Raw genomic sequence first — 14,352 nt, forward strand, 5'->3', positions numbered from 1 at the left:
GCCTCCGTCGGGCGCGGACGTCGCACATCCTAATGCAGATGTAATCCGCGCGCTCTGGTCAGGGGTGCGCGAGCAATCGCATTGTGACGCATCTCCCCAACCGACCGAGTGCCGGGCCATGTCGCGTCTCCGCAATCGCTGGTTCATCCTTGCCGCCGTGGTGGTCGCGCTCGGGATCCCGGGCGCCTGGCTCCTGGCGCGTGACGCTGGCGGCGACGATCCCGCCGTGGTGGCCACCGTGAAGCGCGGCGCCTTTCACGTGATGGTGACGACCTCCGGCGAGCTGCGGGCGCGCAAGTTCGTGCAGATCCAGGGGCCGCCCAACATGCAGCAGGCGGAGACGTACCAGACGAAGATCTCCTCGATCGTTCCGGAAGGGACGGTGGTGAAGGAGGGTGACGTGGTGGCCGAGCTGGATCGCTCGGGCATCGCCGCCAAGATGGCCGAGGTGAACCTCGCACTGCAGAAGGCGCAGGCGCAGTACGAGCAGGCCATGCTCGACTCGACGCTCAACCTCTCCAAGGCGCGCGAGGAGATGCGCACGATGGAGCTGTCGCTCGAGGAGAAGCGACTGGCCAAGGAGCAGGCGGTGTACGAGGCGCCCACGGTCAAGCGCCAGGCGGAGATCGACCACGAGAAAGCCACGCGCGCCCTCGCCCAGGCCAAGGTCGACTACAAGACAAAAACAGAACAGGCGCAAGCCAAGATGCGCGAGGTGGGGGCCGACCTCGAGCGGCAGCGCAATCGCCTCAACCTCATGCAGACGGTAATGGGCGGCTTCTCCATCCGCGCGCCGGCGCAGGGGATGGTCATCTACGTGAAGGAATGGAACGGGAAGAAGAAGGTCGCGGGGTCGCAGGTGGGGGCCTGGGACCCGACGGTGGCCACGCTCCCCGACCTCTCGCAGATGGAGTCGATCACCTACGTCAACGAGATCGACGTGCGGAAGATCGCCGTGGGCCAGCCGGTCCTGCTCTCCCTCGACTCCGATCCCAGCAAGAAACTCCCCGGCAAGGTGGTCGAGGTGGCCAACGTGGGTGAGCAGCGCCCCAACGCCGACGCGAAAGTCTTCGAGGTGAAGGTGCTGTTGCAGCAGGCGGACACCACGCTGCGCCCCGGAATGACGACCTCCAACGCGATCGAGACAATGGCGATCAAGGACGCGCTGTTCGTCCCGCTGGAGGCGGTGGTGAACGAGGGCGGGACGGCGTACGTGTACAAGCGCGACGGGTCGTCGGTGGTGCGCCAGCAGGTCGAGACGGGGGCGATGAGCGACGACGAGGTGGTCGTTTCGCGCGGGCTCGCCGAGGGCGATCGCGTCCTGCTCTCGCCGCCGGCCAACGCCTCGGAGCTCTCCACGTCCAGGCTCCCCGGCAGCAGCAACACGCCGCCGGCGCGCACCGGCGACAGCGCCGAGCGCGCGCGCCCTGTGCCCGTCAAGCCCGACACCTCGCCGAGCGCGTCACCGGCCGGCGCGGGCGCCGCGGCAGGCGCCGCGACGGGCACTGGCAACGCCGCGTCAGCCCCGAAGCGGAAAGGCTGAGTCGATGCCCTTTGGCTATCCCACCTGGCGCGATGCGCGCCAGCAGCTTGTTGCGCACGCGGCCTTCAGCATGCGCACCGCTCTCGAGGCGGTGGGACACAACAAGCTGCGTGCAGGGCTCACCTCGCTCGGCATCCTCTTCGGCGTGGCGTCGGTGATTGCCATGCTGGCCATCGGGAAGGGGGCGGAGCAGGAGATCCTCGAGCAGATGCGCCTCCTCGGCTCCAACAACATCGTGATCACCCCGATCGTGAAGCAGAAGGAGGAGGAGGCGAAGGACCAGGGGACCAAGGAGCCGAAGAAGTACACGCCGGGACTCACGGTACACGACGCCGAGTCGATTGCGCGCGTGGTGCCGGGCGTGGAGACGACGAGCGCCGAGATCGTGCTCAACACCCTCATCACGCGCGAAGGGCGGCGTCGCTCGGGAAAGGTGGTCGGGGTCGACACGAACTACTTCCGGCTGACGAACATCACGCTGGCCACCGGCGGGTGGTTCACGCCGCTGCAGGTGCAACGCGGGCGCCCGGTGGCGATCATCGGCCACGGCGTCCGCACCCGCTTCTTCACGACCGAGGATCCGATCGGCAAGCCGATCAAGGTGGGCGACAACTGGCTGACCGTGGTGGGCGTGCTCGCCGACCGCAAGGTGAGCGCCGAGACGTCGCAGCGGCTGGGGATTCGCGACGCCGGCATGGACGTGTATGTCCCGCTGCACACCATGCTGCTTCGCTATCGCGACCGGGCACAGCTCACGCAGGCGGAGATGGAGCTGGCCTCGCGCGAGTTTGACGAGACGCCTCCCGACCAGCGCACCGAGGAAGACCCGGAGCGCCGCGCCGAGCGGACTAACTATCACCAGCTAGACAAGATCGTGGTGCGGGTGCGCGAGGCGTCGCTCGTCACGCCGGTGGCCGACGTCATCCGCCGCATGCTCACGCGGCGCCACAACAGCGTCGTCGACTTCGAGATCGTCGTCCCCGAACTCCTCCTCAAGCAGGAGCAGCGGACCAAGACGATCTTCAACATCGTGCTGGGCGCCATTGCCTCGATCTCGCTCATCGTCGGTGGGATCGGGATCATGAACATCATGCTCGCCTCGGTGCTGGAGCGCATTCGCGAGATCGGCGTGCGGCGCGCCATGGGGGCGACGCAGAAGGACATCCTTGCACAATTCCTCAGCGAGGCCGTGCTCATCTCCGTGGCTGGCGGGCTGGCGGGGATCCTGGTGGGGGGCGGGATCTCGATCGGGATCGAGCAGCTGGCGGGGATCCGCACGATCGTCTCGACCCTCTCGGTGCTCGTGGCCTTCGGCGTGTCGTTTTCCGTGGGGATCATCTTCGGGATCGTGCCGGCGCACCGCGCCGCGCAGCAGGATCCCGTCGTCTGCCTGAGGTACGAATGACGGATTCCAGTGGGGCGCTCGTCAGGTGCACGTATCGGCGGCACGTCGTGGGCGCCGTCCGTGGCGCCGTTCATTGCGCCGTTCTCGGCGCCCTCGCATTGGCTGTCATGGGGGCGTGCGAGGTGCGGGCGCAGGAGGGGTCGCGCACGCTGTCGCTGGCGCAGTCGATCGAGCTCGCGCAGCGCCAATCGCTGCAGGCGAGGGCAGCGGAGAGTACGCGCGATGCCGCGCGGCGGCGAGACCGCGCCTTCACGGCGCGACGGCTGCCGCAGCTTTCGCTCACCGGCGACATCCCCGCCTATAACCGGGCAATCATCCCCGTCCTGCAGCCCGACGGGTCGACGGAGTTCAAGTCGCAGCAGCAGACCGATGCGTCGCTCAACCTGCAGATGACGCAGCGCCTTCCGTTCACCGGCGGGTCGTTCTTCGTGTCGTCGGCGCTGTCGCGGCTGGAGGTGAACGGAACGCGCGAGCTGCGCAACTGGTCGTCGACGCCGCTCTCGCTGGGGCTGCGGCAGGACATCCTGCGTCCCAACTCGTTCAAGTGGGATGGGCGCGAGCAGGACCTGCGCGGCGAGGCGGCTGAGCGCCAGTATCTCGAGGCGCGGGAAGACGTGGCGATTGGCGTGACGCAGGCGTTCTTCGATCTCTACACGGCGCGCCTGGACCTGGAGAACGCGACGCGGAACGCGGCGGTGAACGACACGCTGTACACGCTCAACAAGGGGCGCTTCGAGGTCGGGAAGATTGGCGAGAACGACCTGCTCCAGAGCGAGCTGGCGCTGCTGCGCGCACGCAACTCGGTGGATGGTGCACGCCTCACGCACGACCGCGCGATGGCCGCCTTTCGCCTCGCGCTCAACCTTCCCCCCGACGCGCCGGTCAACATCGCGGTGACCGACGTGGTACCCGACCTGGAGGCCGACACGCTGGTGGCGGTGCAGCAGGCGCTGCGCAACCGCGCCCTGACGATGGAGCTGGAGTTGCAGGATGTGCAGGCACGCCGGCGCATCAACGAGGCGCGGCTCAACAACGGGATCGGGGCGACGTTGCTGGCGTCGGTGGGGCTCAACCAGACGGCGAGCGACGTCAATGCCGCCTATCGCGACCTGCTCAACCAGCAGCGATTCTCGCTCGCGCTGCAGATGCCGATCGTGCAGTGGGGGGCGCGCAGCAACGACATCCAGGCGGCGCGCGCCGACCAGGACCGGGTGGCGGCCACGTCGCGCGTGGCGCGCGAACAGCTGGTGCAGGACGCGCACTTCGCCGCGTTGCAGCTGTCGCAGTCGCGGCGCCAGCTGGCCCTCTCGGCCAAGTCCGACACCGTGGCCGCCAAGCGCTTCGAGGTTGCGTACAACCGCTACGTGATCGGGCGCATCGACATGGACAACCTGTACCTGGCCCAGAACGAGAAGAACCAGGCGCTGACGCAGTACCTGCAGTCGCTGCGCGGCTTCTGGCTCTCGTACTACCGGCTGCGGCGGGTGACGCTGTACGACTTCACCACGGGAACGGTCATTCGTTAGGCCGCGCCAGCCGCACCTCGAGCCGGCGCAGCTCGCGGCCGGCGATGGTGAGGTGCAGTGGGGCAACCGGCGCATGCGCCGGTGATGCGAGCTGGATGGTGATGGGGCGATCGGCCGGCAGCTCACAGAGGGTAAGCATGCCCCCCGCGTCGCTCCGCCGCTCGACAATAGCGGGGGTCGAGTCGCCCGCGGCGCGCGCGAGGGTGCTCATCCACCGGGCCGTGGCGGCCACGCCCGCCAGCGGCGCGCCGCTCGCCGAGTCGCGCACCGTCAGGTGCACCGTTCCGCGCCCAAAGGGCACCTCGCGTCCGCCGCACAACCGCGAGGCGATCCCGCGGGCGCTGGGGGCGGTGAAGGTGATTCGCCGCACCTCGCCCTCGCCGACGGCCACCGTTTGCTCGATCGCGGCGATGCCGAGCGCGTCGTAGCCCGGGGCGCGCACCGTGACGGTGAACTGCGACGGTGGGAGCGCGTCGAGGACGAACCGGCCGTCGGCATCGGGGGTCACCTCGCGCGCGGAGCCGGCCACGCGCACGATGGCTCCGGGGAGCGGGCGCTGGCCGCCGCTGTCGCGCACCGTGCCGGCCAGCGTCGCCAGCCGCAACGCGGGGCGCTGTTCGTCGGTTGTCACCACGCCCCCCTCCTCGCTCAGTGCCAGCGACGACGGGCGCACCAGGACCCAGGGGGAACTCCCCTCGGTGGCAACCGCGTCCTGCGAGCGACCGTTCATCGGGACACGGATGAACCAGCGCCGCACGAGCCAGGCGCCGTTGGCAAGGCGGGCGAACTGCAGCTCGCCGCCGATGCGGGCGCTGTCCACCCCTGCGCGCACGCGGTCGTACGCAAACTCGACCGCGCGCAACTCGAACGAGCGTGCATCGAGCCAGAGCGTTCCCACGACGTCGGGCACCGCGCTGCGCCTCGTTGGGGCAAAGGCGAGTCCCACCTGGTCGCGGCGGCCGTTGTGTCCGCGCACCTGGCGAAAGCAGTGCGTGTCGAGGAAGGCATCGCTGAGGAGGATGCGCGCGTCGGGACCGTAGTAGCGCGTGCGCGTGCTGTCCACGTCGCGCCAGTAGCCGGTGACGGCGAGCGATTCCGCGGGGAGCGACGAGAAGGGGAGGGCGACGACGCCACGCACCTCGCTCCGTGTTTCGCGCAGCACCTTGAGCGTCCCCGGTTCCAGCTCGCGCACATAACGCGTGACCTGCGCGGTGAACAACCTGTCGCGTTGCGAGATCTCGGCGGCGTCGAGCGCGGTGCGCGCCTCGTCCCAGAGCGCGGCCACGCGATCGCGCTCCCCCGGATTCACCGAGCAGACCGAGTTCGCCGTGACCACCACCGTGGGAAGCCGGTACTCCAGCGGCTCCAGCGAGACGTCGAGCGTGCGCGTTTCGCCCGTGGCCAGCTCGAACGGAGGCGAGGCAAAGCGGTGGACGCCGATGCGCTTGGCGACCAGTTGGTAGCGCCCCGCGCCCGGCGCGCGCAACGCGTAGCTCCCGCTGGCATCGCTGAGGGCAGAGGCGACGCGCGTGACCGCCGTGTCGGCGCGAACGAGTTCAACCAGTGCGCCCACGACGGGGGCGCGCGAGGTGGACTGCGTCACGGTGCCACGCACCACCTGCGCCAAAAGCGGCGGCGCCCAGGGGACGGCGGGTGCGGCGAGTGCGGCGATGGCCGTCAGCCACAACGCGAATGGCAGGTGCCGCGCGCGCGGCGAGCGTGTCCTCACTCGCGCAACTCCACGACAGAGACCCCTCGCTCGGGGGTGCGAAGCTCCCACCGCCTGACGAGTGCGCCGTCGGGGGCGCGCTCCTCCACGACGACGCGCTCGAGCGCGGGGAGGCCACAGGCGTTCACCGCGCCCAACGCGTCGACCGGAAGCTCGACCGACTCCGTCTCGGTGCGAAAGGTGTTGCCGGCGATGAGGCGTCGCACCGGTCGCGTGACGCGCAGCACGCGCGGGTGCGCGCTGTCGACGGGGGCAGCAGGGGGAATCAGTCGCATGGAGATGTGCTGCTCATCGTCCTCGTCGTACCCGCACAGCTGGCGAAGGATCTGCGCCGTGCGCAGCGCCATGACAATGGTGCTCGAGTTCTTCCCCTCCTCGATGGTGAGCACCTGCTCTCCGGCCACGAGGCCGAGTCGTGCGTAGTCGGGGTGCTCGACGACCAGCGTGTAGTTCCCGGCCAGCACCTCCGCGAGGCGGAACGAACCGTCGGCCGCGACCATGACCGACTTGTCGAGCCCCGCCAACGAGACGCGCGCGCCAACCAGCGGTCGGCGCGCACTGTCGACCGCTTGCCCCGTGAGGATCGCCGTGCGAGCTCCGCCTCCCTCGTCGGCGGAGGTGAGCCCGCCATCCTCGATGAAGGCGACGATCCGGGCGCGGTCATCGGCGACGCGTCCGGCGCGCAACGTCGTCACGGAGCTGCGCGGGAGCTCGATGCGGGGGACGCGCATGAACCAGCGCGAGACGTACCAGGCCCCGCGCGCCAGCCGCTCGAAGTGCACCTCGCCACCGACGCGCGCATCGGTAACTGGCAGCGGGAAGTTTGTGTAGCGGAAGGTCACGCGCCGCAGTTCATACGAGCGGGCATCGAGCCAGATCACCCCGGCGATGTCGGCTGTCTTGCGCGCCTTGGTGGGCGTGAAGGCGATCCCCACCTCCCCGTCCTGCCTGGTGCGTTCGAGGGAGAAGCAGTGGTCACGCACGAAGCCGTCCGAGAGGAGGACGCGATCGTCGGGGGCGTAGAAGTCGAGGACGCCGTCGGGGAGGAGCCGCGCGTAGCCGTTGGCGGCCAGCGATTCGGGGGCAATCGAGCTGAAGGCGCGCTCGGTGACGCCCTGCCGCACGCTGTTTGTCTCGTGGCGAATCCGGAGCGACCGGGGCTCGAGCGTGCGATGGTAGCGCGTGATGGTGGCGCGAAAGCGGCGCTCCCTCAGCGAGAGGTCGCTGGCGGTGAGGGCGGTGCGCGCCTCTTCCCAGAGCGCGGCAATGCGCGCGCGGTCGCCGGAGCGGACGTCGCACAGCGTCGCCCCCGTCACCGTCACCACGGGGAGGTCGAAGCGCACCGCCTCCAGCGCGATGTCGAGCTGGCGCGCCTCACCCGCGCGCAGGGTGAGCGCCTCCGACTGGAACTGCCGCACGCCGATGCGCTTGGCCGTGACGACGAAGGTGCCGGTGTCGCTGGCGGTGAGTGCGTAGGCGCCGCTGGCGTTGGTGAGCGTGGCGGCGACGCGCGAAACGTCGTTGGCCACCGCCCCGGCGCGGTGCAGGGTGACGACCACCCCCGCGATGGGTGCGCCGCTGGCGAGGTCGCGCACGGTGCCGCGCACCACCTGCGCCCGGAGCGGGGCGGGGAACAGCGCGCACGCCACCGCGCCGGCGGCCGCAAGGCACACCGCCACCCCGCGCCACGCCGCCAGCCACAACGCCTCTCGCGCTAACCAACGCCTCATCGGTCGTTCATCGAACCGTAATCCAGCGCTCACCGGGGGCTCATCCAGCACGCCGACGTTAGGGGTAGGACCTCGTGGGCCGCACCCTGAACACGACGCGGCCCCACTCACCAGGGGAGGACCCCATGCGCATCACCCTACCCGAATCGTCACAGCGCCGCCAGCGTTCCGTCGGCGGCACCATTGCCAGTGCCATCATCCACGCCACCGTCATCGGCGGGACGCTGGTGGCGACGGGGATGTCGGCCGAGCGACCGCGGTATCCCAAGGTACAGCCGGAGCAACTCGTCTACGTGAGGCCGCACGCGGTGGACCGTCCCCCCGCGCCGCGCCCAAGCGCTCGGCCGCCCGAACAGGTGGTCGTCCCTACACGAGAGCTCGTCGTGCCTCCCACGACCGTTTCCGTCATCGTCGATCCAACCATCGTCCCCACCGGGATTCCCCCGGTCGACGCGACGCTGGGCGTTCCCTTCGACTCCACGGCGCGCGCGAGTGAAGGCAGCGGGAGCGAGACTGCATCCTCGTCAGGCACAGGCGACAGCGGAACTCCCATGACCGCCTTCACCGTCGATCGCGAGGTTGTCCCGTTGCGTGGCGTCGCGCCGCGTTATCCGAGCATGCTCGCCAGCGCCAGCGTGGAGGGGACGGTCGTGATGCAGTTCGTCGTCGACACGCTGGGGCGCGTGGAGTCGGGGAGCCTCGATGTTCTCCGCGCCGATCATCCGCTCTTCGAGCAGAGCGTGCGCGAGGCATTGGGACGGATGCGCTTCGTCCCCGCGGAGGCCGGCGGGCGGAAGGTGCGCCAGTTGGTGGAGCAGCCGTTCACCTTCGCGCTGGCTCGGCGCGACTGATCTGCTGATCCGCAGTGCGCGACAGCCGCATCACCACCCGTCCATGGCATGATGCGGCTGAGGCGCGAGCGCCAACTCACATCTGCCGTAACGTCCCCTTGCCGAGATTCGCCGCCAGACTCTGCGCAATTTCGCGCACCACTCCCTCGCGGTTGCCATATCGGCCGACGCTGGCCGTCCACCACGCTTCGCTCTCGCGCGCCGCGATCAGCACCAATCGCACGCTTGCCACATCCACCTCACGCGTCACGGCAACAAGGCTCCCCACCGAACGCGGTTCACGCGTGAGCCCGTAGGTCCCGATCAGGAAGGCGTCGACTCCGGCCGCCTTCTGGATGTCCGACATGAACCGCTTGGTTGCGGGGGAGAGCACCAAGCCACCCTGCATCATGGCATACGATGTGTTCATGTCAGCCTGCAAGTTCTTGTAACCGGTGCCAAGGTTGGCGCGGCTCACGATGTTCAGCAACGACTTGTAGTCGACAATTCCCCACTGCGCCTGTCTCGTCTGCAGTTCGGAGGAGAGGGCACTGGCCAGTGCCTCGCTGAAGTCCTCATCGCTGATGGACGCGTATGGTGAGGCGGGATTCGAGGCGGGGAAGATCGGGAAGACACCAACCTTCGTGATCTTCGTGAAGTCCATGTTGGGCGACACGAATGCCTGAGGGGCGCGAATCTGCTGGTTGGCCCCTCCAAGCTGCCCAACGGCGCAGGAAGTACTCACGGCCAGAAGAAGAATCGATGCCAGCCAGGCAGCGAGACGGCGCGACGCAAGACGAACCTTCATGACAGCGCTCCTTGAGATGTTGTCGTGGGAATCGGGCCAGGGCAGTGAACGGCGCGCGGCGGCTATGCTGCTCGCACCACGACCGTTCGCGCGATCTTGTCGTGCCACGCTTGCCCGTTTCGATCGATGATCGCCCAGAGGTATCCGAGGCCGAGGAACAGGCCGCTCACGAATCGCCCCACGAACTCGCGAACGAACATCGTCCCGAACCCCGGTATCTCCCCGCTGTCGGGTCGCACGACTCGCAGTCCCAGGATGCGCTTCCCGGGTGTGAGTCCCTCGCGCAGGAGCAGGAGGAACCAGATCAGATAGGCGAGCGGGAAGCCGAAGGCGACGATCGTGCCGAATGTCTCCGAGATCGCCAGCGCCCCGCCGCCGATCACTACATACAGAATGATCCCGATGAGTGGATCGATCATCAGCGCCATCCATCGGGCGAAGAGACCGGCCCGCGTTCCCCTCGATGGTGACGCCAGGAGGACGTTGCACCAGGAGCAGAAGAACGATTCCGGATTGACCGCACGCGCACAGTTGGGACATGTCATGGTCGAACCCTCGCTTGAGCCGTCGAATGGTCGGCGACATCTTCGATGGACTGCGTCTCGTCCACGACTCCTGTCAGGCTCGCACGGTGGGTCGCGCTCGCGGTGACGAGCAGGAGACGCTGAGGAGACGTTCGCAGCAGACTTTCGCGAGATGTGGAGTCGGGCGGTGGGATACCGGATGCACGCGACCTTATGACGGGCGCGAACGCCGACGGCGTTCGACTGCGCCTCAGGGCCCTGGGTGAGTCGATCCTGGTGTCGGAGGGGGGCCGCGATAGCCCGCCTCGGGCGCTCGAGCTGTCGAAGGGACTGGCGTTGGTGACGTACCTCGCCTCGCTCCCGGGGCGAAGCGCGTCGCGTGACCATCTGGTCGACATGTTCTGGTCGGACCTAGAGATCGAGGCCGGACGCCACGCGCTGCGTCAACACTTGTGGCAGCTGCGGCGTCGTTTCGACGACCGCCTACAGATCGAAGGGCGCGAGGTTCTGGCGCTAACCGCGCCGCTCGCCTTCGACCGTGACGAACTGCTCGCAGCCGCAGAGGCCGGCGATCATCAGGGCGTGACGGAGCGATACACGGGCGACCTCCTGGCAGGCTTCGCCTCGCCGGGTGCCGTGGAGTTCGAGCGGTGGCTCGACCTCGAACGCGCCCGCCTTCGCTCGACGTTCGTCCGCTGCGGGCATGCGCGCGTCCACCAACTCATGGCGGAGGGCCGTTCGCGCGAGGCGAGCCAGCTCGCTCGGCGCGTGCGCGACGTCGCGCCCGAAAGCCAGCAGGCCTGGCGCGTGCTTCTCGACGTGCTCCTCTCCTCAGGCGATGCCCTCGGCGCGGCGATCGAGGCGGAGTCGCTCGAGCGCCGGCTGCGATCCGAGGATCTGGAGCCCGAACCGGCGACTAACTCCGTGCTGGCGCTGGTTCGCAAGGGCGCCCTCCCGGATTCGCGAGGTGCGGATGCGGCGCGCGGGCTCAGCGCGGCGCTGGTGGGTCGTGAACGAGAATTCGCGGGGCTTCTGGCCGCGTGGGGCGAGGCGATCTCGGGTCGCACCTCGTGCGCACACATCACCGCGCCCGCCGGCAACGGAAAGTCCCGGCTCCTGCACGACCTCGGCGTGCGACTCTCCGCGTCCCGCGCGCGCGTCGTGCGCGTACGCGCCAATGCGGGTGCCGCGCAGATTCCCGGCGCCCTGGCCAGCGACCTGGTTGCGGCGCTCGCGCACTTGCCGGGAGCGAGCGGCGTGAGCGTCGAGGTGGCGCGCACGCTCGTGAGGCTCAATCCCTCGCTCTCGAGCGTGTACCGCGCGGCGCCGGAGTCCAACGCGCCGGATGAGTTGCGCCAGCGCATGATTGCATTGCGCGACCTCGTTCAAGCGGTCGTCGAGGATCGACCGCTCGCGCTGCTCGTGGACGACATGCACTGGTGTGATGCGGACTCTCGCCACATGATCGCGGGCGCTATCGGCGGTTTGGACAAGGAACGCGTGCTGCTCGTGGTCGCCGAGCGTTCGTTGTCGTCGAGCGGCGTGTTCCTCCCGCACGCCCGGCACCTTGCGCTGGCGCGACTGCCACTGGCCGCCGTGGTCGAGCTCCTCGTGAGCATCGCGACGCTTCCCGCCGCGTCGTGGGCCGAGGCATTTCCGGCGCGCCTGCACCGCGCCACCGGTGGTTCGCCGCTCGCGGTACTGCAGACCTTGCAGCTGACGCGCGAAGGTGGCCTTCTCTCCATCGAGGAGGGTGGATGGGTCACGCGCCATCCCGACGCCTTGCTGACGACCATCGATGCCGGGACGCCGCTGCGGCAACGAGTGTCCGCACTCGGCGATCCCGAGCGTCTGGTACTGGCCATGCTCGCGGTGGTCGGTGAGCCCGCGACCGTTGGCACGCTGGAGCGCGCGTTCGGCGTCCAGGGGAGCCAGTTGCACGCCTCGTTGCTGGCACTCGGCCAGGCGGGGATCGTCCAGCAGGACGACGATAGCTGGCGTCTCGCGCACGACACGTTCGCCGAGGAGGCGTTGACGCAGTCGCCGCCCGCCGAAGTACTGCGACTACACCATCTTCTCGGTCACGACCTGGCCGCCGGATCGACGGGCGGGCGGGCGCTGTTGAGCGCCGGCACGCATTTGCGCCTGGCGGGCGATACGGTCGGTGACCGGGCACTCTTTGTCCGGTACGTCCGGCAGCGCAAGTCCGGGCGCGATCGACGAAGCATCTCGACGATCGCCGCTGAATGGCTGAGCACCGTGCCCGACGACGCGCGGGTGTCGGAGCTGGCGTCATCGCTTCCTTTCGGAGTTCGTGTCGGGTTCTCGGCGCGCGCGCAGGCATTCCTCACAGTGATCCTGTTGATCTCCGTGGCGGTTGCCGCCCTCACGATTCGGACGCAGGGCGACGAAGCGACGCGCGAGGAGATGCCGTACTTCGTCGTGGCCGCCTTCAACGAGCGGGGACTGCATCCCATGGCCAGGGTCTCGCTCGACACCGACTCGGGGAGCGGCGCCTCCTTCACGCTTCGTGCGGTCACGCTTCGCATGGCGGACTCCGCATTCAGGGAGGCACAGGAGATCCTCCCGCCTCCCGTAGACTCCCTCCCCTACATCGTGGTGCGCGCCGTGGGCGATAGTGGCGTCACCGACTTGTTCGCCGTGGATAAGGAAGGGCGTTCGCGCCGGCTCACTGCGGCGCGCGGCGATGATGTGCACCCCGACTGGTCGCCCGACGGACGGTCACTGGCATTCGTGACTTCGCGTTGGGATTCGCTCGAGCATCCCACGCTCGCGGTGCTCGAGCTTGCGACCGGCGTCGTGCGGCGACTGTCCACGAGCACGGTGTCGGAGCTCTTGCCGCGTTGGAGTCCCGACGGCTCGCGCATCGCCTTTCTCGCGGACGACGTTGCCGGCACGTCGATGCGCGTCTGCACCGTGCGTGTCGACGGAAGCCATCGCAAGTGCTGGAACCTGTCGCCGCGCACCGACTGGCATCTGGAGGCATGGCAAGGCAACGACTCCCTCATCCTGAGACTGGCGGATGATTCGCTACCGCGGATGAAGGTGCTGGCACTCGACTCGGGAGCGATTCATGAGCGAACCCTTGCTTGTCGACCGCTCAACATCTCGCGAGATGCGTCGTTTCTCACGTGCGTCACACCGGGGACAGCGCTCGGGCCATTGGGCGGTGCGATCGCTTCCGTGCACGCGCATGCGGTTCCACAGCGCCTCCCCGCCTTCGGTAAGGAGACGTCGGACGAACGGCACGTGTTCTGGTCCGGCCGCCCCGGCCGCGGGAGACACATCGAGACTATCACGTTCGGGAACGAGGGCTCCATCGCCATCGTCGGCACTCCGTCGCGGCTCACGGTAGTCGCCCGGCGCGTGGACGGATCGACGATCGCTGCGCGCGAGCTGACGTTCACGTCATCCGATACGACGATCGCCAGCATCGACACGAGCGGCGTGCTCCACGCGCGCCGGCCGGGCCGCGTGGACATCGTCGCGTCGGTTGGCGGATGGCGTTCGACGCGCCGCACGTTCGAGGTTCGCCCAAACTCCGGGGTGACGATTCTGCGCGAGCGGTGGGAACGTGGATGGGATACCGGATGGCGAGTGTTCGGTATGCCGAAGTCGCGCGTGGTGACGAGTGGCGGGGTGAAGGCTCTCGCCATTGGCGGCGACGGGCGCTTCAGCTCCGGTGTCTATGCGCGTGTCCCGTTCGAGCGTGCGGAAGGACTCGCCGTGCGGGTACGCCTCGCGACGAAGGTTCGACTGCAACAGTGGCAAGAGGTGGTGGTAGCGCTGCAAGATGGTGTGGACACAACGTCACTCGCCGCCTGGAACCACCAACGTGGTTTCGTCTGGGCCAGTGGTCGGATTGATGGCCGGGCGCCGCATTGCTGGGCGAGGTACCCGGGAGGGCGACGAGGTGCAACGTATGCCGACTCGTTGCTGCTTGACGTTGGGGGCGCCTCCGTGTTCGTCGCCGTCGACCGATCGCTTCGGACGGGTGAGTGGTACGATCTCGTGCTCCAGTGGCTCCCTGACGGACGATGCGCAGTGGCCGTCAACGGGCGACCGCTCGCGGTCGTGCCGCCCGTCGATCAGTACGCTGGCCCGACGCACCTCTTCGTCCACGGCAACGCCTTCCGCACAGAGATGCTGGTCGGTGAGCTGCGCGTGATACGCGGCCTGGACCGTTCGGTGAACTGGGGCGATATGCTCGCGCGGCAGTGATGGTCGCTGCGTCGC

At 68.7% G+C, this 14,352-nt stretch carries 9 protein-coding genes; 5 read left to right on the forward strand and 4 right to left on the reverse strand.

Translation table 11 applies throughout. From position 1 onward, the window contains the following. Positions 1–118 precede the first annotated feature (118 nt). From IT359_14370 to IT359_14380, 3 genes are read left to right on the forward strand one after another with little or no spacing between them, the layout of a single operon-like run. Complete coding sequence (locus tag IT359_14370) at positions 119–1,543, forward strand: efflux RND transporter periplasmic adaptor subunit (GenBank protein ID MCC6930166.1); 1,425 nt, start codon at positions 119–121, stop codon at positions 1,541–1,543. A gap of 4 nt (positions 1,544–1,547) precedes the next feature. Continuing rightward, complete coding sequence (locus tag IT359_14375; protein MCC6930167.1) at positions 1,548–2,948, forward strand: ABC transporter permease; 1,401 nt, start codon at positions 1,548–1,550, stop codon at positions 2,946–2,948. Further along, positions 2,945–4,474 (forward strand): TolC family protein, encoded by a 1,530-nt coding sequence (locus IT359_14380; GenBank protein MCC6930168.1) that lies wholly within the window; start codon positions 2,945–2,947, stop codon positions 4,472–4,474. Before IT359_14375 ends, IT359_14380 begins: the two co-directional genes overlap by 4 nt. On the opposite strand, the gene IT359_14385 is transcribed toward IT359_14380, so the two are convergent. Together IT359_14385 and IT359_14390 are read right to left on the reverse strand one after the other, a co-directional pair. Continuing rightward, positions 4,464–6,203, reverse strand: coding sequence for a carboxypeptidase regulatory-like domain-containing protein (locus IT359_14385; protein MCC6930169.1), 1,740 nt, complete (start codon positions 6,201–6,203; stop codon positions 4,464–4,466). The genes IT359_14380 and IT359_14385 overlap by 11 nt on opposite strands. Beyond that, a complete protein-coding gene (locus IT359_14390; protein ID MCC6930170.1) occupies positions 6,200–7,933 on the reverse strand; it encodes a carboxypeptidase regulatory-like domain-containing protein in 1,734 nt (577 codons plus the stop codon). The genes IT359_14385 and IT359_14390 overlap by 4 nt, the downstream gene beginning before the upstream one ends. A 125-nt stretch (positions 7,934–8,058) precedes the next feature. Between IT359_14390 and IT359_14395 the strand changes: the two genes are divergently transcribed. After that, a complete protein-coding gene (locus IT359_14395) occupies positions 8,059–8,784 on the forward strand; it encodes a TonB family protein (GenBank protein ID MCC6930171.1) in 726 nt (241 codons plus the stop codon). Between the two features lie 76 nt (positions 8,785–8,860). On the opposite strand, the gene IT359_14400 is transcribed toward IT359_14395, so the two are convergent. Further along, on the reverse strand, positions 8,861–9,508 hold the full coding sequence (locus IT359_14400; protein MCC6930172.1) for a hypothetical protein: 648 nt from the start codon (positions 9,506–9,508) through the stop codon (positions 8,861–8,863). 125 nt (positions 9,509–9,633) lie between these two features. Continuing rightward, a complete protein-coding gene (locus IT359_14405; protein MCC6930173.1) occupies positions 9,634–10,116 on the reverse strand; it encodes an RDD family protein in 483 nt (160 codons plus the stop codon). 192 nt (positions 10,117–10,308) lie between these two features. On the opposite strand from IT359_14405, the gene IT359_14410 reads away from it, so the two are divergent. Continuing rightward, entirely contained in the window at positions 10,309–14,337 is a 4,029-nt protein-coding gene (locus IT359_14410; protein ID MCC6930174.1) for an AAA family ATPase, read from the forward strand. Positions 14,338–14,352 lie beyond the last annotated feature (15 nt).

The sequence above is a fragment of the Gemmatimonadaceae bacterium genome, from assembly GCA_020852815.1.
Taxonomy (GTDB): Bacteria; Gemmatimonadota; Gemmatimonadetes; order Gemmatimonadales; family Gemmatimonadaceae; genus SCN-70-22.